The sequence below is a fragment of the Rhodobacteraceae bacterium LMO-JJ12 genome (assembly GCA_021555075.1).
Lineage (GTDB): Bacteria > Pseudomonadota > Alphaproteobacteria > Rhodobacterales > Rhodobacteraceae > JAKGBX01.
The window spans coordinates 1,625,172-1,646,520 of record JAKGBX010000001.1; the positions used below are offsets into that span (position 1 = coordinate 1,625,172).

General features: G+C 59.0%; 20 protein-coding genes and 1 tRNA gene. 13 read left to right on the top strand and 8 right to left on the bottom strand.

Translation table 11 applies throughout. From position 1 onward, the window contains the following. Nucleotides 1–7 precede the first annotated feature (7 nt). From LZG00_07795 to LZG00_07810, 4 genes are all read left to right on the top strand, one after another. Nucleotides 8–376, top strand: a complete 369-nt coding sequence (locus LZG00_07795; protein ID MCF3593901.1) for a response regulator — start codon at nucleotides 8–10, stop codon at nucleotides 374–376. Nucleotides 377–389: 13 nt separating this feature from the next. Then, nucleotides 390–818, top strand: coding sequence for a hypothetical protein (locus LZG00_07800; GenBank protein MCF3593902.1), 429 nt, complete (start codon nucleotides 390–392; stop codon nucleotides 816–818). Then, nucleotides 818–3,508 carry an ATP-binding protein gene (locus tag LZG00_07805; protein MCF3593903.1) on the top strand — a complete coding sequence of 897 codons (2,691 nt, stop codon included), beginning with the start codon at nucleotides 818–820 and terminating at the stop codon, nucleotides 3,506–3,508. Before LZG00_07800 ends, LZG00_07805 begins: the two co-directional genes overlap by 1 nt. Nucleotides 3,509–3,728: 220 nt before the next feature. Further along, on the top strand, nucleotides 3,729–4,913 hold the full coding sequence (locus tag LZG00_07810) for a FliM/FliN family flagellar motor C-terminal domain-containing protein (protein ID MCF3593904.1): 1,185 nt from the start codon (nucleotides 3,729–3,731) through the stop codon (nucleotides 4,911–4,913). Nucleotides 4,914–5,081: 168 nt separating this feature from the next. On the opposite strand, the gene LZG00_07815 is transcribed toward LZG00_07810, so the two are convergent. Further along, a complete protein-coding gene (locus LZG00_07815; GenBank protein ID MCF3593905.1) occupies nucleotides 5,082–5,507 on the bottom strand; it encodes a TIGR01244 family sulfur transferase in 426 nt (141 codons plus the stop codon). 65 nt (nucleotides 5,508–5,572) lie between these two features. Then, nucleotides 5,573–6,436, bottom strand: coding sequence for an MBL fold metallo-hydrolase (locus LZG00_07820; GenBank protein MCF3593906.1), 864 nt, complete (start codon nucleotides 6,434–6,436; stop codon nucleotides 5,573–5,575). Between the two features lie 170 nt (nucleotides 6,437–6,606). Here LZG00_07820 and LZG00_07825 point away from each other — a divergent pair, with 170 nt between their 5' ends. From LZG00_07825 to LZG00_07835, 3 genes are all read left to right on the top strand, one after another. Continuing rightward, on the top strand, nucleotides 6,607–6,930 hold the full coding sequence (locus LZG00_07825) for a TraR/DksA C4-type zinc finger protein (protein ID MCF3593907.1): 324 nt from the start codon (nucleotides 6,607–6,609) through the stop codon (nucleotides 6,928–6,930). Between the two features lie 92 nt (nucleotides 6,931–7,022). After that, nucleotides 7,023–7,238: a hypothetical protein gene (locus LZG00_07830; protein MCF3593908.1), complete on the top strand. Its 216-nt coding sequence runs from the start codon at nucleotides 7,023–7,025 to the stop codon at nucleotides 7,236–7,238. Nucleotides 7,239–7,364: 126 nt separating this feature from the next. Continuing rightward, nucleotides 7,365–9,392 (top strand): enoyl-CoA hydratase-related protein, encoded by a 2,028-nt coding sequence (locus tag LZG00_07835; protein ID MCF3593909.1) that lies wholly within the window; start codon nucleotides 7,365–7,367, stop codon nucleotides 9,390–9,392. Between the two features lie 11 nt (nucleotides 9,393–9,403). Here LZG00_07835 and LZG00_07840 read toward each other — a convergent pair whose 3' ends face one another. Then, entirely contained in the window at nucleotides 9,404–9,619 is a 216-nt protein-coding gene (locus tag LZG00_07840; GenBank protein ID MCF3593910.1) for a hypothetical protein, read from the bottom strand. Nucleotides 9,620–9,798: 179 nt separating this feature from the next. On the opposite strand from LZG00_07840, the gene LZG00_07845 reads away from it, so the two are divergent. After that, on the top strand, nucleotides 9,799–10,083 hold the full coding sequence (locus LZG00_07845) for a DUF2312 domain-containing protein (GenBank protein MCF3593911.1): 285 nt from the start codon (nucleotides 9,799–9,801) through the stop codon (nucleotides 10,081–10,083). Between the two features lie 49 nt (nucleotides 10,084–10,132). Here the strand turns inward: LZG00_07845 and LZG00_07850 are convergent, their stop codons facing one another. Then, complete coding sequence (locus LZG00_07850; protein ID MCF3593912.1) at nucleotides 10,133–11,008, bottom strand: hypothetical protein; 876 nt, start codon at nucleotides 11,006–11,008, stop codon at nucleotides 10,133–10,135. A 116-nt stretch (nucleotides 11,009–11,124) separates the two neighbouring features. On the opposite strand from LZG00_07850, the gene LZG00_07855 reads away from it, so the two are divergent. After that, complete coding sequence (locus tag LZG00_07855; GenBank protein ID MCF3593913.1) at nucleotides 11,125–12,795, top strand: iron ABC transporter permease; 1,671 nt, start codon at nucleotides 11,125–11,127, stop codon at nucleotides 12,793–12,795. A 55-nt stretch (nucleotides 12,796–12,850) separates the two neighbouring features. After that, a tRNA-Thr gene (locus LZG00_07860) sits at nucleotides 12,851–12,926 on the top strand. A gap of 601 nt (nucleotides 12,927–13,527) precedes the next feature. Here the strand turns inward: LZG00_07860 and LZG00_07865 are convergent. From LZG00_07865 to LZG00_07880, 4 genes are read right to left on the bottom strand one after another with little or no spacing between them, the layout of a single operon-like run. Next, entirely contained in the window at nucleotides 13,528–14,619 is a 1,092-nt protein-coding gene (locus LZG00_07865) for a CoA transferase (GenBank protein MCF3593914.1), read from the bottom strand. Beyond that, complete coding sequence (locus LZG00_07870) at nucleotides 14,616–15,113, bottom strand: MarR family transcriptional regulator (GenBank protein ID MCF3593915.1); 498 nt, start codon at nucleotides 15,111–15,113, stop codon at nucleotides 14,616–14,618. The genes LZG00_07865 and LZG00_07870 overlap by 4 nt, the downstream gene beginning before the upstream one ends. Then, nucleotides 15,110–15,991, bottom strand: a complete 882-nt coding sequence (locus tag LZG00_07875; GenBank protein ID MCF3593916.1) for a 3-alpha,7-alpha,12-alpha-trihydroxy-5-beta-cholest-24-enoyl-CoA hydratase — start codon at nucleotides 15,989–15,991, stop codon at nucleotides 15,110–15,112. Before LZG00_07875 ends, LZG00_07870 begins: the two co-directional genes overlap by 4 nt. A gap of 4 nt (nucleotides 15,992–15,995) precedes the next feature. After that, on the bottom strand, nucleotides 15,996–16,925 hold the full coding sequence (locus tag LZG00_07880; GenBank protein ID MCF3593917.1) for an SDR family NAD(P)-dependent oxidoreductase: 930 nt from the start codon (nucleotides 16,923–16,925) through the stop codon (nucleotides 15,996–15,998). A gap of 159 nt (nucleotides 16,926–17,084) precedes the next feature. Between LZG00_07880 and LZG00_07885 the strand changes: the two genes are divergently transcribed. The 3 genes from LZG00_07885 (at nucleotide 17,085) to LZG00_07895 (ending at nucleotide 21,347) form a co-directional block, all read left to right on the top strand. Continuing rightward, complete coding sequence (locus LZG00_07885) at nucleotides 17,085–18,236, top strand: acyl-CoA dehydrogenase family protein (GenBank protein MCF3593918.1); 1,152 nt, start codon at nucleotides 17,085–17,087, stop codon at nucleotides 18,234–18,236. Further along, the gene (locus tag LZG00_07890; GenBank protein ID MCF3593919.1) at nucleotides 18,236–19,807 is read left to right on the top strand and encodes a long-chain-fatty-acid--CoA ligase; all 1,572 of its coding nucleotides are present in this window, start codon (nucleotides 18,236–18,238) and stop codon (nucleotides 19,805–19,807) included. Before LZG00_07885 ends, LZG00_07890 begins: the two co-directional genes overlap by 1 nt. Before the next feature lie 82 nt (nucleotides 19,808–19,889). Beyond that, nucleotides 19,890–21,347: an OB-fold domain-containing protein gene (locus LZG00_07895; protein ID MCF3593920.1), complete on the top strand. Its 1,458-nt coding sequence runs from the start codon at nucleotides 19,890–19,892 to the stop codon at nucleotides 21,345–21,347. The last annotated feature ends 2 nt before the right edge of the window (nucleotides 21,348–21,349 follow it).

Here is a 21,349-nt window from a genome sequence, read left to right on the forward strand (position 1 = left end):
TATACGCATGGGCAAACATGTCCTGTTGATTGAGGACGAGCCAAACATCATCGAGGCGATCAGTTTTATTCTGTCGCGGGATGGTTGGAAGGTGGACACCCATTCCAATGGCCAGACGGCGATTGAGACGGTGCGCGCGAAACGCCCGGACCTTGTGATTTTGGATGTGATGCTGCCGGGGATGAGCGGCTATGACATTCTGCGCGGGCTACGTGACACGGGTGATACTGTGGATTTGCCGGTCTTGATGCTAACTGCGCGAGGCCAGACCAAGGATCGCGAGATGGCCGAAAAGATTGGCGCCAATCGATTCATGACCAAGCCGTTCTCCAATGCCGAGGTGCTCGACGCTGTGCGCGCGCTGGTGAGCGGGTGAGTCGGTGAAGGGCGTGCCGCCCAGATCCAGCGAGGAGCGCGAGCCTGACATCGCAGCTGACCCGTCGGCGCGCGGGGCGCGTTCCGGGGTCTATTCTGCCGGGCGGTCGACAGAGCGACCGGCGCGGACAGGCCCGATCTTTCTGGAACGGTCCAACTATCGCTATCGTCGGCTGACTGATGCCGTTCGGTTCTTGCCTGTCATGGGCGCAATACTCTGGATGGTGCCGCTTTTGTGGACCCGCGGGGAAACCATGAATTCGGCGGCGTTGCTCTATGTCTTCGGCATTTGGCTGGTGTTGGTGGTGGTGGCGGCGTTGCTGGCGCGGGGGTTAGGCCCGGCGGGCTGGAGCGACGAACCGACCGACCCCCGGTTGGGGCAGCGCGCGGAGATCTCGCCCGGCGCTCCCAAAGCCGAGTCGCTTGGCACCAGGGGGGGCTGATGACAGCGCTCAACAGTCTTGTCGCGGTTTGCCTGACCTACGTAGTATTTCTTTTCCTGGTGGCCTTCATGGCGGATCGGGCCGCAATGCGCGGACGCGCGCGCTGGCTACGCTCGCCTGTGGTTTATACGCTGTCGCTGTCGATCTATTGCACCGCCTGGACGTTTTACGGTGCAGTGGGATATGCGGCGCGCTCGGGCCTTGAATATGTCACCATCTATATCGGCCCGACCCTTGTGATGGTGGGCTGGTGGTGGGGGTTGCGCAAGTTGGTGCGGGTCGGTCGTGCGCAACGCGTAACCTCGATTGCTGACCTGATTTCAAGTCGCTATGGAAAATCGACATGGCTGGCTGTGATGGTGACGACGATGGCCGTGCTGGGCTCGACGCCCTACATAGCACTTCAGTTGCAATCGGTGACGATCTCTTTCGCGGCCTTCGCCCAGTCCGGGAATCAGGCTGAGATGGCGCTCACAGCGAATGATATTCAGTCGACCGGCCTGTGGGTGGCGGCAGGGCTGGCGCTGTTTACCGTGCTGTTCGGTACCCGCAACCTTGATGCCAACGAACGCCACAGCGGCGTGGTGATGGCAATTGCGCTTGAGGCGGTGGTCAAGCTTTTTGCGCTGATGGCGGTCGGGGTTTTCGTCGTCTGGGGGCTGGGCGGTGGTGTGAATGAAACGCTGGCACGGATTGACCAGAGCGAGATTGGCCAATGGGAGGTTGCAGGCGGGCGCTGGGCCGGGCTGATCTTTTTGTCGGCGGCGGCGTTTTTGACCCTGCCACGCATGTTTCAGGTTCTGGTGGTGGAAAACGAGGATGAGGGCCACCTCAGGCTCGCGAGTTGGATGTTTCCCACCTACATGATGCTGATGAGCCTTTTTGTGCTGCCGATTGCGGTGATGGGGCTCGACCTTCTTCCCGCAGGATCGAACCCGGATCTGTTCGTTCTGACTGTTCCGCTGTCGCAGGGGCAGACCGGGCTGGCGATGCTGTCGTTCCTGGGCGGCTTCTCATCGGCCACGTCGATGGTGATCGTGGCGTCGATTGCGCTTTCTACCATGGTGTCGAACCATATTGTCGTGCCGATCTGGCTGCGGCTCGCGCATGGCGGGGCGATGGTTTCGGGCGATGTGCGCTCGCTCGTGTTGTTGTCGCGGCGGCTCTCGATTGCCGGGGTGTTGCTGCTTGGCTATCTCTATTATCGGTTTTCCGGCGGTGGTGCGGCGCTGGCGGCGATCGGGTTGATTTCCTTTGCCGGTGTGGCGCAGTTTTTGCCGGCCATGCTGGGCGGGCTCTATTGGCGCGGTGCGACGCGGGCCGGGGCGCTGATGGGGCTGGCTGTGGGCTTTGCCGTCTGGGCCTGGTCGATGCTGCTGCCGAGTTTTGGCATCGGGGTGGTGCTGAGCGAGGCGGTATGGATGCACGGCCCGTTCGGCATCGGATGGCTGCGCCCTCAGGCGCTGTTCGGGATCTCGGGGCTTGATCCGCTGGTGCATGCAATCCTGTGGTCGATGCTGCTGAACACGTTGGTTTTCGTAGTCGTTTCGCTGATGGCCTTTCCGTCGCCGCTGGAACGGTTGCAGGGGGCGCAATTCGTCGACGTGTTTCAACATTCGGCCCGGCGCCAGAGCTGGACCGGGGGCATGGCGCAGAGCGAGGATCTGCTGATCATGGCGCAGCGCATCATTGGACCCGGCGAGGCGCAGGCGCTGTTTCAGCGTGAGGCGCAACGCCATGGGCTGGCGGGATATCTGCCCGAACCCAGCCCTGATTTTCTCAACGTGCTGGAACGCGAACTGAGCGGATCGGTGGGCGCGGCGACGGCACATGCCATGGTGGGCCAGATCGTTGGCGGCGCGAGCGTCACGGTGGAAGACCTGATGGCGGTGGCCGATGAGACCGCGCAGATGATGGAATACTCCAGCCAGCTGGAGGCGAAATCGGACGAGTTAAGCCGCACCGCGCGGCAATTGCGCGAAGCCAACGAGAAGCTGACCCAGCTTAGTGTGCAAAAGGACGCGTTTTTGAGCCAGATCAGCCATGAACTCAGAACGCCGATGACCTCGATCCGTGCATTTTCGGAAATTCTGCGTGATACCAGAGGATTGGCAGAGGAAGAGAAGGGGAAATACTCTTCGATCATCCATGATGAAACGCTCCGTTTGACCCGCCTTCTGGACGATCTTCTCGATCTGAGCGTGTTGGAAAACGGGCAGGTCACCATGAATGTGCGACGCGGCAGCCTGTTGGGCGTAATTGATCACGCGGTGGCGGCGTCGGGGACCGGGCGGGGGCTGACGATCCGGCGCAATCGCGAGGCCGAGGCGGCGATGATCGAGACCGATCTCGACCGATTGGCGCAGGTGTTCATCAACCTGATCGCCAACGCGCAGAAATATTGCGATGCCGACGTTCCCGAGTTGACCGTTCTGATCAACCGGGGGGAATCCGGGCTTACCGTTGATTTCATCGACAATGGCAGCGGTGTTCCGAGGGATGCGCAAGGGATTGTTTTTGAAAAGTTCTTTCGCGTCAACGACCAGAAGGCCGGCGGTGCCGGGCTTGGTCTGGCGATCTGCCGTGAGATCATGGCGCGCCTGGGCGGCTCGATTTCCTACCTTCCGGGGCAGGGTGGCGCTGCGTTCCGTGTGAGCCTGCCCGAGAACGCGATGCGGGCTGTGCAATAGGGATGGTTGCGCCCTTTGCGCCCAGAGGCGCACAGATGAGACAGGCATATCTGCATGATGCAAAGGTTGGAGGGGGTGGTTCTTATGACCTTCCAACTGCTGAATGATATTGGCGCGATTGTCGTCCGAATGCGCGTTTTAAGCTGCGGCGATAAGGAATTGGAAACCTTTTGTCATCTAAGCTGATCCAACAGACCCGCAGAAGGCGGTGGCGGAGGCTATGGGCGAAACCGATCGATCAGACGTATTGCGGCGCAAGGCGCGCAGCGGGCGAGACGTGCATCAGGCGAGAGTGATGTCGCCGCAAAGGGCGTTGCGCCTTGCGATGGCGCGTGCCGCGGATGAACTTTTCGAGTTGGCATTGTCGGTAAACATGATCCAGCTTGAAAAGGTGACGCAGGCCGAGGCGGTGGCGGGGTTTCGCGATGATACCCTGTTGATGGTTCTTGACGGGCCGGACGGTGCGATAGGCGCGGCTTCGGTCGAGGTGTCGATCCTTGCCGGATTGATCGAAATGCAGACCATGGGGCAGGTCCTGTCGGGTGAGGCCGGTTCGCGCGCGCCGACGCAGACGGATGCGGCGCTGGTTGCGCCTTTGCTCGATGCGAGCCTTGAGGGGTTTACCGAGAATCTCGGCGGCGAGGCCGAGGCGCGTTGGGCAGACGGGGTGCGTTTTGGCGCACGTGTGGAAAGCGCGCGGATGCTGTCTCTGCTGGTCGAGGCGGCAGATTTCCATCTTTTCCGCTTGAATGTCACGTTGGGCGAAGAGGCCAGGGAGGGCGAGATCATGATCGCGCTTCCGGTGCTTTTGCCAGTCGAGCCAGAAGGGCCTTGTGAGGATGCGGCGACGTGTGAGGGAAAGCTGATGTTGGGGCAGGGCGCCCTGTTGAGTGCCGAGGCACCGCTCAACGCGGTTTTGCATCGGATCAGACTGCCGCTGGCCGAGGTATCAAAGCTGAAACCAGGCCATCAGCTTTTGGTCCCGCGCGAGGCGCTGAACGATACGCGGCTTGAGGCGGGACCGAAAAGTGTGGTGCGCAAATGTCGTCTGGGACAGATCAACAGCTTTCGTGCTGTGCGGTTGATCTCGGGCGCTGAAACCGTGCGACAAGGTAACGAGAACGACCCCCAGATGGAGGAGACGGATTGGGAGCACAGTGGTCTGGTTTCTTCGACAGGTTCGCCGGGGCGACTGAGCGATGTTTCGGGTGCGCAGAAGACGCGGAGTGTGGGCGCTGTGGCAGGGACCAAGCCCGCGTTGCCTTTACCGGATGAGTCGCATGTAACTGGCAAAACCGGTGCGATTGTCGATCAGTCTGATGCCTTGCCCGACCTGGCTGACCTGCCGGATTTGGGAGACTTGGGCGATCTGGTGGATCTGCCTGAGTTGGCGCTGGATGAATAGGGCTGGAAGGGCTGTAGCGCGAGAAGATTGAGCTTCAGCCCCAGTGCGGGGCGCTCGCCGGATTTGACGGCGACCTCGGGGGGAATGTCACCTGGGTGTTTGCTGCAGGGGTGTCCGATGCTGGGTCTGATCCGGCATTCGATTTTGAAGGGGCATCGAGGGCGCGAGTCAGGCGGTGATCTTTTGTGACAGATAGGGCGACAGCCCGCTGACGTCATACCCGGCTGCGGATGCAGCGGCGATGATGCTGTCGGGGTCCATCTCGCCTGCCTGGCCCAGTGCCCAAGCATTGGTGCAGCGCGTGCCGGTGCGGCAATAAGCCAGCACCGGTGCCTCGGCCGCGGCGATCATATCGCGCAGTTGCACGATGACTTGCGGTGTCATGGTGCTGCCATCGAAGGGAAGGTCGAGAAAGGTGATGCCTTCCTTTTCGAGCGCCACGCGCAGTTGCGCCGCATGAAGTTCAGGCGGGTTTTCGCCATCAGGGCGATTGCAGATCACGGTGCGAAACCCGGCGGCTGCGATCGCCGACGCGTCTTGTGGGGTGATCTGGGGGGCGACCGAGAGGTCCGCGGTAAGTTTGCGTATATCCATGAGGCACGGATTTAGAGCGCCGGGCGCAGTCTGTCCAGCGTTTCGATTTGCAAGAGACGCGCCGATCAGAGCTTGTTGACCGGCACTTTGAGGAAAACGTCACCCTTGTCATCGGGCGGCGGCATCTGGCCTGCACGCATGTTGACCTGCAACGAGGGCAAGATCAGCTTTGGCATGCCAAGCTTGGCATCGCGGGCATCACGCATGGCGGTAAACTCTTCCTTGGACGTGCCGCCGCCGATATGGATGTTCTTGGCCTTTTCCTCGCCCACCGTGGTTTCCCATGCGAATTCATCGCGACCGGGTGCCTTGTAGTCATGGCAGACGAAAATCCGGGTTTCATCGGGCAGAGCGAGAATTTTCTGCATCGAATCATAGAGTGTTGCCGAGGAGCCGCCGGGAAAATCGCAGCGCGCGGTGCCGTAGTCTGGCATGAAAAGCGTATCGCCGACAAACGCAGAATCGCCGGCAACATAGGTGAGGCAGGCTGGTGTGTGGCCCGGCGTATGCAGGATATCGACGCGCAATTGCCCGATCATCACGCTGTCGCCTTCGACAAAGAGTCGGTCGAATTGTGAGCCGTCGCGTTGGAATTCGCTGCCTTCGTTGAACACCTTGCCGAAGGTATCCTGAACCACGGTGATCCGCTCACCGATACCGATCTGGCCGCCGAGGCGCTCTTGAATGTAGGGCGCGGCCGACAGGTGATCGGCATGGACATGGGTTTCGAGCAGCCACTCAAGGGTCAAGCCTTCGGCCTGGATATGGGCGATGATCGCATCGGCCGAGGCGGTGTCGGTGCGCCCTGAGGCGTAATCGAAATCGAGCACGGAATCGATGATTGCACAGGATGTACCACCCGGATCGCGCAGAACATAAGAAACGGTGTTTGTGGCTTCGTCAAAGAAGGCGGTGACACTTGGCGTCATTTTGGCAGTCCTCTCTGAGGTGATCGTTTGGCTCTGGTTGCTAGAGTCTGACATATGTTGTCTGCTGCATGTGTTTCAACCCCGCCGCGCGGAGACCTGACATTTGACCTGTATCAAGGCTGCAACAGCTTAGCTGTGAAACCATCCGAGTGCTGAATGGGAGAAACCGAATGAAACAGATCGCTGAGCGCCGCGCCCAACTTCTCAATCGGCTCGCTGAACTGGATGAGCGGTTACACGATATCGAAAACGAATTCGACACCCACCAGTCGAAAGACTGGGAGGAGATGGCGACAGAACGTGAAGATGAAGAGGTTCTCGAAGGGCTCGGGCTGCGGGGGCAGGAGGAAATCACCCGCATTCGCGCCGCGCTCAAACGGATGCGCGACGGGGAATATGGTGCCTGTACGGTCTGTGGAGACGAAATTTCCGAGGCCCGGCTCGATGTTGTGCCCGATACGCCATTCTGCAAGTCCTGCGCTGCCAAACTCTGATGCAGGACCATTTGGTTTGCGCTGGCTGAGCGACCGGGCGCAAATCCGGCGCAAGGCACAGGGCCGAAAACCATGATGAGAGGGAGAAGACCATGACAGAAGACGAGTTTGCACTGGCGTTTGATGCACTTTGCTGCCGGATCGAGGCCGCCCCGGAGGAGCGTCGGCATCTTTTCCAGAGTGATCTGCATGCTTTGGTTGAACGGGCACTGCGGGGGGGTATGGCATTGCCTCCGAAGGTGCGGGAACTGGACGAGCAGTTGACCGAGGCCGCAATCGAGGCGCAGTTTGACAATATGCCGGTGTGATCGGGTCAGGTTGACCCATCACGTTGGCCTGATGCCGCTCGGTTCGAGCACTTGCGCAGCACCCGACTTTGACCGACACTTGATTCCAAGGACATGTGATGTGTTTTTTGGTTGAGGCGGGCCGGGTTGGCGGACGGAATTTTATATCAGATAGACGATGGCATTGCCGTATTGTCGGTGCCTGCCGGGGCGGATGGTGCGCCCGGGGCGCTTGGTCTTGCGACGCGGTGCGCGCTTGTCGATGCTCTGGGCCAGGCCGAACACGACAACGCAGTGACGGGCATTGTGATCACCGGGTCGGGGCATGGGTTTCCCGGACCGATCCCGATGGAGGAAATCGCCCGCGGCGAGGCGACGCCGACGCTGGCAGAGGTTTGTGGGCAAATTGCCCAATCCACCAAGCCGATTGTGGCGGCGGTGCGGGGTGAAGTGTACGATGGTGGGTTTGAGTTGGCATTGGCAGCGCAGGCGCGGCTGGCTGTGGCGGGCACGCGATTGCGTCTTGGTAATATCCGCATGGGGCTGATCCCTGGCGCCGGTGGCACGCAACGCTTGCCAAGGCTGATTGGTGCGGGCATTGCGCTTGACCTGATGCTTGGCGGGCGGGTTATTGGCGTCGAATCCGGTGCGTTGCGAGGGCTGTTTCGCAAGGTTGTTGGCAAGAACGTGGTGGGCGAGGCGGTTCAGGCGGCGCGTGCAATGCAGGGTGATCCGGTGTCGGATGCGGCGCCCGGGTTCGCCGACCCGGTCGGCTATCAGGCCGATCTGGCCGAGCGCCGTGCGAAGGCGGGGCAACTGCCACCCGAAGCTGTGGCGCTTTTTGACCTGGTCGAGGCAGCGCAGCTCTTGCCGATCGAGGCAGGGTTGGCGATGGAAGATGTGCGCCGCGCCGATCTGTGGGGCAGCGTGCGGGCGAAAGGGTTGGTCCATACCGTCGCTCTGGAGAACCGGCAGGCGCGCATGGCGACCATTGCGCTTCCTGAGCGTGTTACCGTGCTGGGCGACGGACCTCTGGCTTTCGGTTTGGTGCAGCGGTTGTTGGCGGCGGGGTTCTCTGTGCATCTGGCCGAACGGCGCGAAGGGGGCGCTGCGCAACTGATCCGCCAGATTGGTGTGGCGTTTCAGTCCGAGGTGGATCGCGGCAGGCTGGCGCAGGATCTGGTGCGGAGCCGGATGCGTGATCTCGTGGGCGGAGAATCGTCGGGGTATCTGCGACAGGCAGAATTTGTCATCGAGGCTTGCGAAGCGGGCAGCGCGGCGGTGCCTGCTTTGGTCGACCTTGTGGAGGGCGCGACCGGGCCTCAGGTGCCGGTTGTGATAACTTCGGGTATGACATTGGCGGCGGGAGATCACGCGGCGCGGCTTGGCGGTCGTATCTTGGGGCTTGCCCTGCATGCGGCGGCGCAGCAACCGGGCTTGGCCGAATTGGTTGCGCCTGATGGCGAGGCCGACGCGGTGGCGCAGGCAGCGGCTTTGATGCATCGGATGGAGCGACAGGTAGTGCGCTGCCTGCCGGAAAACGGCCTGATCGTCGGGCGGTTGAAGGCTGCGATGCTGGGCGCGGCGATCTGGTGTGTGCGACAGGGGGCTACGCCTGATGCGGTGGACCGGGCGCTGGGCTGGCCGAGGGGAGCGTTTCAGATGGCCGATGCCGAAGGTCTGCCGCGCCAGCGTGCAAGGTTCGAGACGCTGGGCATGGACCGGGTGTATGGCGGGTTTGTCGAGGCGTTTCTGGCGCAGGGCTATGAGGGTCGTGTAACCGGGCGCGGCGTGTTGAGCTATGGTGAACACGGCGCGGTGGGGGATTATGACGCCACGGCGAGCGCTATCGTTGACCGTTGGCGGAGGCCCGCGGCGGATGCGGCGCTGACGTCCGAGGCCATCCGGCGGCGGGTATGGTCGGCGCTGTTGAGTGCGGGGGTGCAGTTGATCGAGCGGGGCGTCGTGCACGATGCAGGCGATATTGATCTGGCGGCGCTGGTGGTGTTGGGTCTGCCGCGTGCCTCCGGGGGGCCGATGAAGGCGGCAGAGCTGCGCGGGCTATTGCTGGTGAAGGGCGAGCTTGGGCGCTGGCAATCCGAAGAGCCAGCGCTTTGGCAGCAGTCGGAACTGCTGAGCGAGATGGTGAAAAACGGGCACGGATTCGGGCTTTAGGGCGGATTGCCTCAGCGCAACACGATGCCGATCACCACCATCATCAGCCCGATAGCGGAGATGAAAAGCGCAGCGAGGTTGATGGGCAGTAGTTTTTGAATGCGGGCCTTGAGGGCTTCATCATCCGAGGTTTCGCGGCGCGCAGAGGCCACTTTTACGCCGACAAAGAGCAGCCCGGCAACGCCGAGAAGCGTGATTACTGCGCCGCTCCAGATCAGAAATTGCATGCGAAACCTCCGTAGCAGATGACGTCTGAGCGCCCGGCTATCGTATGAGCGCTCAAAGGGCAAGCCGCGCGCAGGCGGCGGAGCGCCGCGCCCTGGCCTGTGTTTGAGACTTGCGAGCCGGGGGACGGGGCGCTAGTTGAGGGGATCAGTCAAACAGAGTCATGCAGGAGGCCAGCAACATGGACAGCGACACCGATACCAGCGGTATTGAAACGGGCGGGCCGGATGCAAGCTATCGCGTCACGGCGGGGGAGTTGCGCCAGTTTGTGGAGCGCTACGAGCGGTTGGAAGCCGAGAAGAAAGACATCGCCGAGCAACAAAAAGAGGTGATGGCCGAAGCCAAGGGGCGTGGTTATGACACCCGCGTGCTGCGCAAGGTTATCGCTCTGCGCAAACGCGACGCCGACGATATCGCCGAGGAAGAGGCGGTGTTGGAGATGTATAAAGAGGCCTTGGGGATGTGATTGCTGTGGGCCGGGGTGAACCCCGACCTACGAAAGCCCGCGAGAGGAGTCAGGGTGCGATGAAATTCACCCCGGGAATACGGGCAATTTCAAAGACATCCTCGTCATAGGCCTCGGTGAGTTCCTCGACCAGCTCTTCGCTCCAGCCTTCGACATCAAGCTCTTCCTCGATAGCTTCGGGGCGCGCGAACTTATCCAGAAACGCCACCATGACCCGGCGTTTCTGAATTTCGGTCATTACGGGATGCTTGGCCAGATAGGCGCGGAAGCGTTTCATGCCTTCGCGTGTCATGATCTCGGACAAGAGATCAAACCCGCCCTTGATCTTGGTGCCTGGATTAAGCCCGGCCATTTCGCGAATAATCTGCCCCCAGATCAGTGGCGAATCCTCGTTGCACCAGACAGTGATAGGGATATCGGGATGAGCATTGCGCAGCCGCAAGATCAACTCGGACCAGAAAAGATCACGCGGATCAGTGCCTTGCAGCAATTCCAGCAGATCACTGGCCGCTGCTTTTTCGTATAGCGCGGGCAGAAAGGTGGCAGGATTGCGGATCGAGAGAAAAAGCTCGATCTGGTCTCCTGCAAACAGCCGCTTGAATTCGTTTAGACGACTGTCGGCTTTTTGATAGAAAGTCGCGCCGCGCACGGCGAAGGTGGCCATGCAGAACAGGTTGCGTTCTGACAATAGCATTCTGTCGGCAGTTTCGCCGTCCAGAATAGTTTCGATCAGAAGATCGCGCGCATCGGGGGCCGGATCGGATTTTTCCAGCGCCTGAACCGTCTTGCGCAACAGACGCCGATAGCGCCCGGGCGGCGGCACCGCAGTGCCAATTTCGGCGAATTCGCCCCGATTTTTCAGAAGGCACTTTAGAATGCGGTCTTCATCGGTACAATGTGCGCCCGCGTGAAGAACAACCTGCATGTTTTTGCCCTGCTTCGGATTTGCTTGCGTATTGCGGTGCAGTATAAGCCCTTTTCCGGGCTAGGAAACCGCATTAAGCAAGGGCGCGGAACGATGGCGAGCATCCGAGGGCGAAAATGAGCGATCATACAGCGATAGGGCAGACGCCACGTGAGCGACCAAGACGAGCCGCCCGGTTTGATCCGTGGTCCGTTGGGGCAGTCTTGATTGCTTTGATTGTGCTGGCTCCAATCGTCGCCGTTCTTGGCATCGCTTTGTTCCCAAAGGATAATATTTGGCCTCACCTATTGTCGACCACTCTGCCGCGCTACATGCGCAACACGCTTGTCCTGATGGGTTCGGTGGGGCTTCTGACGGCGATGGTAGGCACAGGAGCGGCCTGGATCGTGGCACGTTACCGCTTCCCGATGTCGCGCTGGATTGAATGGCTGTTGCTCTTGCCGCTGGCAGTACCGGGCTATGTCGGTGCCTATGCATTGGTCGAGTTGTTGGAATATGCCGGGCCAGTGCAGGGTGGGATGCGGGCAATTTTCGGCTGGCAGAACGCGCGCGACTACTGGTTTCCCGAAATCCGCTCGATGGGGGCGGCGATTTTGGTGCTGTCGGCGTCGCTCTATCCTTATGTTTACTTGCTGAGCCGGGCGGCATTTCGCGAGCAATCGGGCAGCTCGGAAGAGGTGGCGATGTCGCTGGGGGCAGGGGCGTTCTCGCGCTTCCGCCGCGTCGGTCTGCCGCTGGCGCGACCTGCCATTGCCGCCGGTGTGGCGATTGTGATGATGGAGACGGTGAATGATTTCGGTACGGTCGATTTCTTTGCGGTCCAAACCCTGACTACGGGCATTTTCAGCGTCTGGCTTGAAAGCAACAATGCGGGCGGTGCGGCACAGATCGCCAGCGTTGTGCTGGCCCTCGTGATCCTGTTGGTAACGTTGGAAAAGCTGTCGCGCCGTAAGGTGCGCTTCTTTAATCTGTCACGTCAGCATCGCCCGGTCGAGCGCAAGCGGCTTTCGGGCTGGGCCGGGGCGCTGGCGCTGGGGCTGTGTTTGGTGCCGTTCTCTTTCGGCTTCATTTTGCCTGCCGGGGTGATTGCAACGCATGCGCTCAAACACCCCGAAGCGTGGAGCGATCGTGGGCTTCTGGATGCGCTGTGGAATACCGTGAGTATTGGCGGAATCGCGGCGTTTCTGACCGTTCTGGCCGGTGTTTTCATGGTTTATGGTGCACGGCTCTCCGGGCGTGGGCTGCCCCGGATGCTGATGCCGATCACGACAATCGGTTATGCCGCGCCGGGCGCGGTTTTGGCGGTGGGCATCCTGATCCCCTTGGCGGTTTTGGATCACTGGGCCGCTGATGGCATCGAGGCGCTGACCGGCAGGGATATCGGGTTGATCATGACCGGCACGGGTTTCGCGCTGGTGCTGGCTTACGGCGTGCGGTTCTTTGCTATCGCCCAGGGGGCAGCGGACGCGGCGATGGGGCGGGTGTCACCCTCATTGCCACATGCGGCGCGTTCGTTGGGGCGCACCCAGGGGCAGACGCTGGCCGAGGTCTACTACCCGCTCATTCGCGGCTCGGTCGCTTCGGCGCTGTTGCTGGTGTTTGTCGATTGCGTCAAGGAGTTGCCGGCGACTCTGCTTTTGCGGCCACCCTTTGGTTTTGACACGCTGGCCACACGGGTCCATGAGCAGGCCAGCCTTGAAAACCTGGCGGGGGCTGCGCCGGGTGCCGTGCTGATCATCGGTGTCGGTCTGGTGGCTGTGGCACTTCTGGCACGGGCCAACAGATGAGAAGTGGATTCACGCTTGCAAGGTCGCGGCGCGCCGCTTAAACCGACGCCCGAGTGCCCCTATAGCTCAGCTGGTAGAGCAACTGATTTGTAATCAGTAGGTCCGCGGTTCGAGTCCGTGTGGGGGCACCATTTAACCACTTGAAAGTTAATGGAAAAATCATGATCTCCGTTCTCGGCGTTACGATATTTTCAAACGTTTTTCAAACGTGGGCGTGATTTCAAACTCATTGATTCTGTTAACGCTTTGGTAACCTCAATTGGTGGACGATTGATGAAGAAGTTCGTTTAATCGTTTCGCCTCAGAGGCTTGCCAATCGCGACCATGTTGCAGACGTTCGAAAATACGCGACCATATGCTCAACCCCTCTCGCCCATCGAAGCCAAGGGTAAACGCTATGCGCTGCCGCCGGACTTTGTGAACGGCCTCGCCGTCTTGCGACCACTGTTATCGACTAAGGGTCAACGGCTCGATACGCAAGTTCACTTACTCAAGGGCAGGCGATGCGCGATCCTTGGAAATAGTGCGAAACCGCGACAGGTCCAAGACGGGACGCTGCTCTCTCCGAGTGGCGTGGTCTCGGCGCGGCGTAGGGATAGCCTTACTGTACTCGAAGAGACGAGTTCGAATTCATCTGACAGTACCCTGTGGCGGGCGTAGGATATTTTGCTCACCAAAAAATTACCTATCAGTGAGCCGTTCGTCGAGTTGACGTGACGATGCCTCTTTAGGTTAGCAACTGTTAAGTGGCCATTTTCGGATTTCATTCCATGAGACTGCGCACGCGTGACGCATAGGCGTGTTCGCTGTAGTTGCAAACCGCGGAGACGGGGAGGGAAGCGGCGGTTTTTCTTGTTGAAATACAGCCCGGGCGCGGTTGTGAGGATGTTGCGGTGCTTCGTTTGGGTCGAGAACCGGAGCTATACAAACGTCGGTTCCCTCGAAAAGAGCACACCACTCGTCGCGCGACTTGCTAAGGAAAATTTCTGCGAATTCCTTGCGGCGCTTGGGCCAAACCGTCTTGTCGTTGCGATCGGGATAGAAATCCTCTGGCAGGCCAAGCAGCGATCGGAACTGGTCAAAAAATTGCGGCTCAAGTGGCGCCAGCGAGATCCAGCGCGCATCGGCGCATTCATAGACCCCATAGTAGGGCGCACCACCATCAAGCCGGTTTGACTGACGTTCAACGTCCCAGTCGCCCTTGTTCATCTTGTCATAGAACATGGTCATCAACAGGGCTGAGCCATCGCATATGGCGGCGTCGATGACATCGCCTTGTCCGGTACGGGTTGCGGCCAATAGCCCGGCCAGCATTCCCGCAACGAGAAACATTGCGCCCCCACCATAATCCCCAAGCAGATTGAGCGGAGCAACGGGCTTTCTGCCCGCTTCGCCGGTGGACCAGAGTGCGCCGGAAAGGGCAATGTAGTTGATGTCATGCCCTGCCGATTGCGCCAATGGACCATATTGGCCCCAACCTGTCATCCGGCCATAGACCAGACGCGGATTGAGCTTGTGGCATTCAGTGGGGCCAAGTGAAAGGCGTTCCATCACGCCGGGACGAAACCCTTCGATCAGCCCGTCTGCCTTTGAGATCAGCTCTAGTGCCGCGGTCACACCTTCGGAAGACTTCAGGTCAAGTTCTAGTATTCGCCGTCCTCGGAGTATGGGGTCTTGTGCCTTGGTTTCAGCACGGGCGGCGCCCGGACGGGTGATGCGTATAATATCTGCGCCCATGTCCGCCAACATCATTGCGGCGAACGGACCCGGACCGATACCGGCAAACTCGACGATCCGAAGGCCAGCCAGGGGACCGCCGATCATGACTCGGTGGCTTTGTTCGAACCGGCGCCGGAGTTCGTGCGAGCGTCGGGCGCAAGGTCTTGTTCAAGGCCGACCCGCAGATTTTCGCGGATCTTGAACATGGTGGCAAACATAGCGTCGAGCTCTGCTTCATCTATGCCGCTATAGGTGATGTCATTCACCAGTTTTTCGCAGCGCCGCATTGCGCGACCAATTGGCAGGGCGGCTTCAGTCAGGCCAATGCGTTTGGCCCGCTTGTCCTGACTGTCGGTGGTTCGGGTCACAAGACCTTGCGCTTCAAGGCGGTTGATCGTGCCGCCGACGGCAACGGTTCCAACATGCATGCGCGTGGCGAGTTCGGACTGTGTAAGGTTGTCTTCTATGAAGAGTTGCGTGAGCAGCCACGCCTGTGACATGGTGATGCCTTTTGGTGCAATTAGCCGGTCAAATAGCATGCCGCGCAACCGTGAGACATCGTTAAAGGCAGATCTTCTGGCGTGGTGTTCGTGATTCATTTTTCATACGCCTGAGTTAATTCGGCGCGACCATTGTCGAGCACCGTTATGTTCCGGTCAACAACACGTGCGCGGAATGAGACAATATCACCATCACGCCACATCTGGGTGCGGATCGTTTCGCCGGGGTAAACCGGGCTGGAAAAACGCAGCTTGAAAGCCTTGAGGCGCGAGGCATCATAGTCACAATATGCCCGTAGAACCGCATGACCAGCGATGCCCAGAGTGCAGAGCCCATGCAGAATGGGCGCTTTGAACCCTGCACCAGCCGCAACCGAAGGATCGGCGTGTAGTGGGTTGAGATCCCCCGATAGCCTGTAAATGAGTCCCGCCTGTGGAACCGTGGGCAAATCAATCTCGATGTCCGGTGCGCGATCGGGGATTGGGTGGGGCGCCGGTTGAGGCCCGGCTTGACCGCCAAACCCTCCGTTGCCGCGTGCAAAGGTCGTAGAGGTCAGCGTGGCAAGCTTTTCGTTTGTTGCTACGTCGATCAGATCCCGTTCTACATAGATCAGTGCGCCTTTTCCGGCCCCCTTGTCGAGTACGCGCACCACACGGGAGCGCGCACGAACATGACCGGATGCGGGCAGGGGGCGAAAGAGCTCCATCCCCTGTTCGCCGTGCAAAACCTTCTGCCATTCGATACCCGATTGCGGATCGCGGGCCCAGAAACCGGGGGCGGCCAGAACCACTGCCATAGTCGGCACAGCAGAAAAGCCGGGGGCTTCCTCAAACACGAATGGGAGTTGATTGGCATCCAGGGGGTCATAGCCAAACCCGAGACCCAATGCGTAAAGGATCGAATCTTTCTCAGTCCATTTATGTTCGATTTCAGTAAATGGAAAATTCTCGAGCCGCTTTTCAAACTCTGTATTCATTGGCTTAGACCGGATCCCAGCAGAACACATCGGGTGAGCGCTCCATCGGCGTGAGCGAACTCTCGAATGCCGGGAAGGCGTGTTCGATCAGGGTTTGCGGTGTCCAGCCTTCGGAGCGGGCCATCGAGCGGACAGGACGAGGTTGATTGAACAGTAGAACTTCGTTGGAGCGCGCTACGAAAATCTGGCCGCTGATATGCTGGGCTGCATCTGAGGCCAGCGCGACGACAAGGGGTGCGATTTTGGCCGGGGTCATACGCTGCATACGTTCTACGCGCACTTTGTCTGCTTCGGAATTTACCGGGATTGTGCCAATCAGGCGGCTCCAGGCAAACGGACCGATGCAATTTGAAGTAACGTTGTAGCGTGCCATGTCGAAGGCAATAGAGCGTGACAGCGCAGCAATGCCAAGTTTGGCGGCAGCGTAGTTGGCCTGACCAAGATTGCCGATCAGACCCGAGGTTGAAGTCATGTGGATCATCCGGCCGGATTTCTGTTCGCGAAACACTTGTGCCGCAGCGCTGGAGATGTTGAACGCGCCTTTAAGGTGAACAGAGATCACGGAATCCCAGTCTTCTTCAGTCATCTTGTGAAAAATCGCATCGCGCAGGATGCCTGCGTTGTTCACGACGATATCGAGCCGCCCGAAACTATCTATCGCCTGGGCAACCATGTCTCGCGCAGCACTGTGGCTGGCGACACTGTCGCTGTTTGCAACGGCTTTGCCGCCCGCTTGCTCGATTTCAGCTACGACTTCGGCTGCTGGCCCGTTGCTCTGTCCTTCACCGCTCGCGGCTCCGCCCAGATCGTTTACGACGATGCTCGCGCCCGCCGCCGCCAGTTGCAATGCAATATCGCGTCCAAGCCCGCGCCCCCCGCCTGTTACAATAGCGACGCGACCTTCCAGTAGCTTTTCAGTATCCAAGTTTGACATGTTTTATCCTTCGTTTTAGGGGCGCGAAATGGCGCCTGTTGAATGCGTTCTAATATAGATCTAGACAAAAGTAAACTAGTGCATTATAAGCTAGCTTATTAAATTTATGATGATGCGTCGAGCCAACGTAGACACGACGAATCAAATGGGAGGACATCAATGATCGAGCGCACGCTTTTCTCTGAAACCCATGAGGCGTTCCGTGATTCGGTCCGGAAGTTCATTGCCCAGAACGTGACGCCGTATCACGCTCAATGGGAAGAAGAGGGGCTTGTCAGCCGTGAGGTCTGGCAGCAAGCCGGCGCGCAGGGATTGTTGGGGTGTAATGTTCCTGAAGAGTATGGTGGGCCGGGTGGCGACTTCCTGTTCAGTGTGATCGTGATGGAGGAGTTTGCCCGGGCAAGTGCCTTTGGTCCGGGGTTTTCGCTTCATTCTGATATCGTGCTGCCCTATCTGATCCGGTATGGCACGGAAGAACTGAAGGCGCGCTGGGTTCCGCGTATGGTCGCAGGTGAGGTGATCGGTGCGATTGCAATGACGGAACCATCTGGCGGGTCTGATCTGCAAAATATCAAGACCACGGCGGTGCGCGATGGTGATGACTATGTGATCAGTGGTCAGAAGGTTTTTATCTCAAACGGGCAAATGGCCGATCTGGTGTTGGTGGCTTGCAAGACCGACAAGGTTGCGGGTGCCAAGGGCATCAGCCTGATCCTGGTTGAGACGGATCGTGATGGTTTTGCGCGCGGTAAGAATCTCGAAAAATTGGGATGGAAGGCGCAGGACACGTCCGAGCTTTTCTTTGATAATGTAAGGGTTCCCGCGGGCAACTTGATTGGTGAGAGCGAGGGGCGCGGATTTTATCAGATGATGGAGCAGCTCCCGCAGGAGCGGCTGATGCAGGCGGTGCGTGCGACGGCCAATCTTGAGGCTGCGCTGGAGTGGACGGTAGACTATGTCACCGACCGCAAGGCTTTTGGGCGCACGATTTCGGGATTTCAAAATACCCGCTTCAAGCTGGCGGATGTAAAGACAGAGGCGGTTACGCTGCGGGTGTTTACCGATCGCTGCATTGCATTGCACCTTGAAGGCAAGCTGGATGCAACGGACGCGGCCATGGTCAAGATGGCAACGTCTGAAGCGCTGGGTAAATGTCTCGATGAATGTCTGCAGCTCTTTGGGGGCTACGGCTACATGTCAGAATACCCGATCGCCCGGGCATGGGTCGATGCACGTATGGCACGTATTGCGGGCGGGACGTGTGAAATCATGCGCGAGATTATCGGGCGTAGCATTGTGGGGCGTAACTGATGATCCGGCTGGGAGATATGATCACGCGTTCGGCGCGACAATACGGTAGTGCCCCCGCGCTGACATGTGGTTCACAACGGTTGACGTGGCGGGATGTTGAAACGCGTGCCTGGCGGATGGCAAGGGCGCTGGCGGACCTCGGCGTTGAGGTGGGCGATAGGGTTGCCTATTACGGTGTCAATTCAAGCCGCTTTTTCGAAATGTACTATGTGCCATCACGGATTGGCGCAATCTCTGTGCCATTGAATTTTCGATTGGCGCAGGCTGAACTTGTTGAGTTGCTGCAAGATTGCACTCCTAAGGTTCTCATCGCTGACTCGCTATATTTCGAGCAGGCGCAGGCTTTGCAGAAGTTGGTGCCTGAGATTGAGCACCTGATCTGGGCGGACGATCTTCCTGCACCGGATGGCGTGGAAAGTTACGAAGACCTGGTAACCGGTGAGGAGCCGGATGATGGTGAGGGGCTCGAAAAGCTTGGTACTTCTGACAACGACACGGCAATAATTTTTTACACCGGAGGCACAACAGGCCGTGGCAAAGGTGTAATGCTGAGCCATTCCAACTTTTACGTAAACACATCGACAGCGGTGCCAACTTATGGGTTCCGCCCTCATGAAACACAGCTTCTGTCTGGGCCGATGTTTCACCTCGGCTCCGGGACGCGGGTGTTCACAGCGGCTTTGCTCTCGTCCCATACGGTGATTGTGCCGAAATTCGAGCCGGTTGCAGCGATGGAAGCGATTGAGACTCACAAAGTTGCCTCGATCCAACTCGTGCCGACAATGGTGGGGATGTTGCTGGATCACCCGAGATTTTCGGAGTTCGATTTGTCGAGCGTTCGCCTGATCACCTATGGCGCGGCAGCGATGCCGCCGGAACTGTTGCGTCGTGCGCTGAGGACACTTCCGAATGCGGGGTTTGTTCAGGCCTATGGGATGACCGAAGCCTCGCCGGTCGTCACCATTCTTACACCCGAGCAACACAACCCGGATTCAGACAAGCTCGAATCTGTTGGACAGCCGACATACCATGCGGATCTGCGCATTGTGGACGAAGAAGACAACGACGTGCCGGTTGGCACGACAGGTCAAATTCTGACGCGTGGACCGCATGTCATGAATGGCTATTGGAATCAGCCTGAAACCACTGCGCATGCATTGCGGGGGGGGTGGTATCATACCGGTGATGCCGGTTGGATGGATGCCGATGGGTTTCTATACATCGCGGGTCGCACGGCTGAGATGATCGTGAGCGGTGGCGAAAACATCTATCCTATTGAGATCGAGAACGCGTTGACGCTGCATCCGGCAGTTGCAGCTGCGGCGGTGATCGGAGTGCCGGATGACCATTGGGGATCTTCGGTGCATGCTCTCGTCACCTTCAAGCCGGGGCATGAGGCGTCATCAACTGAATTGATCGCGCACTGCCGAACACTGATCGCGGGCTACAAATGCCCCCGTGGGCTGACGGTTTGGCAGGGGCCATTGCCGCAAACCAATGTCGGAAAACTCGACAAGAAAGCGATGCGTGCTGCGGTTCTAGATGCGCGCGAGGCGGCGAAAAAATCTTGAAACATACACCCCCGGCCTTTGCGCTTACTGGCGCAGAGGATGGGTTTTCGAATGCAAAGAATACGAAGAAGGATCGTCGAATATGGAACTAGGATTGCTGGCTTACGGGGCATACTTGCCGGTCAGGCGGATGCAACGTGAAGCTGTGGCTTCAACTCATGCCTGGTTCAATCCGGGTCTTAAGGGCTTGGGCAAGGGTGAGCGCACGATCGCGAATTGGGATGAAGATGCTGTGACGATGGCAGTTGAAGCGTCACGCTCGGTTCTTGAGGGGCAGGATCGAGATTCAATCTCCGCCTTGTGGCTTGCCTCGACCAGTCTGCCATTTCAGGACCGTCAGAACGCTGGCATTGTCGGCGATGCGCTGAGGTTGGAACCTTCGGCTATGACGCTGGACGTGGCTTCATCACAGCGTGCGGGCACGACAGCATTGATGGCGGCGCTAGGTGGAAACGGTGAAGGTGCATCCCTTGTGGTTGCCTCGGAACGACGTGCGACCAAAGCGGGCAGCACGCAGGAAATGACCTATGGCGATGGCGCTGCGGCATTGCTCGTCGGGCAGGGTGATGTTGTCGCGCGGTTGATTGGTGCGCGCACTGAAGCGGTGGATTTTGTTGATCACTATCGTGGCGCTGATGGTGAGTTTGACTACGCTTGGGAGGAACGCTGGGTTCGCGATGAAGGCCACATGAAGATCGCGCCGCGCGCGATTGCTGCGCTTCTCGAAAATACCGGTGTCGCGGCGAACAGTATCACCAAGTTTTGCTATCCGGCGGCGGCGCGCGGTGTAGCGGCGAAGGTTGCCCAAGCGGCCGGCCTGCCCAACGAGTCGGTGGCTGACACCTTGCAATCGGTTGTTGGAGAAACCGGTGCGGCGCATCCGCTATTGATGCTGGCGCTGGCGCTGGAAACAGCAGAGCCGGGTGATCGGATTCTCGTGGCCAGCTTTGGTCAGGGGTGTGATGTTCTTCTTTTTGAGGCGACAGATGCCATTCGCACGAAACGCCCCGTGCACGGGATCGCTGAGCAAATAGACAAGGGGCGGAAGGATGAAAACTACGCTCGCTTTCTGACGCTGAACGGTCTTGTTACGGTAGAGCAGGGTATTCGCGCCGAACTCGACAAGGCGACCGCGCTCAGCACCCATTGGCGCAACCGGGAAATGACCCAAAGGATGATGGGCGGTCATTGCACCGCTTGTGGCACCAACCAGTTCCCCAAGAGCCGGATCTGCGTGAATCCTGAATGTGGAGCTGTTGATACGCAACGGGATGAAGCGTTTTCCGACAAGATTGGCAAGCTCAACAGCTTTACTGCCGACCGGCTGACCTATTCGCCCGATCCGCCCGCTTATTATGGGATGGTTCAGTTTGAAAGCGGCGGGCGTTTGATGTGTGATTTCACCGACATAGACCCCGATCGTCAGCCCGAAGTGGGTATGGCTATGCGCATGATGTTCCGCGTCAAGGACTATGATTCAAAACGCGGCTTTCGCCGATATTTCTGGAAGGCCATGCCGACCAAAACCGAGGAGATTTGAGA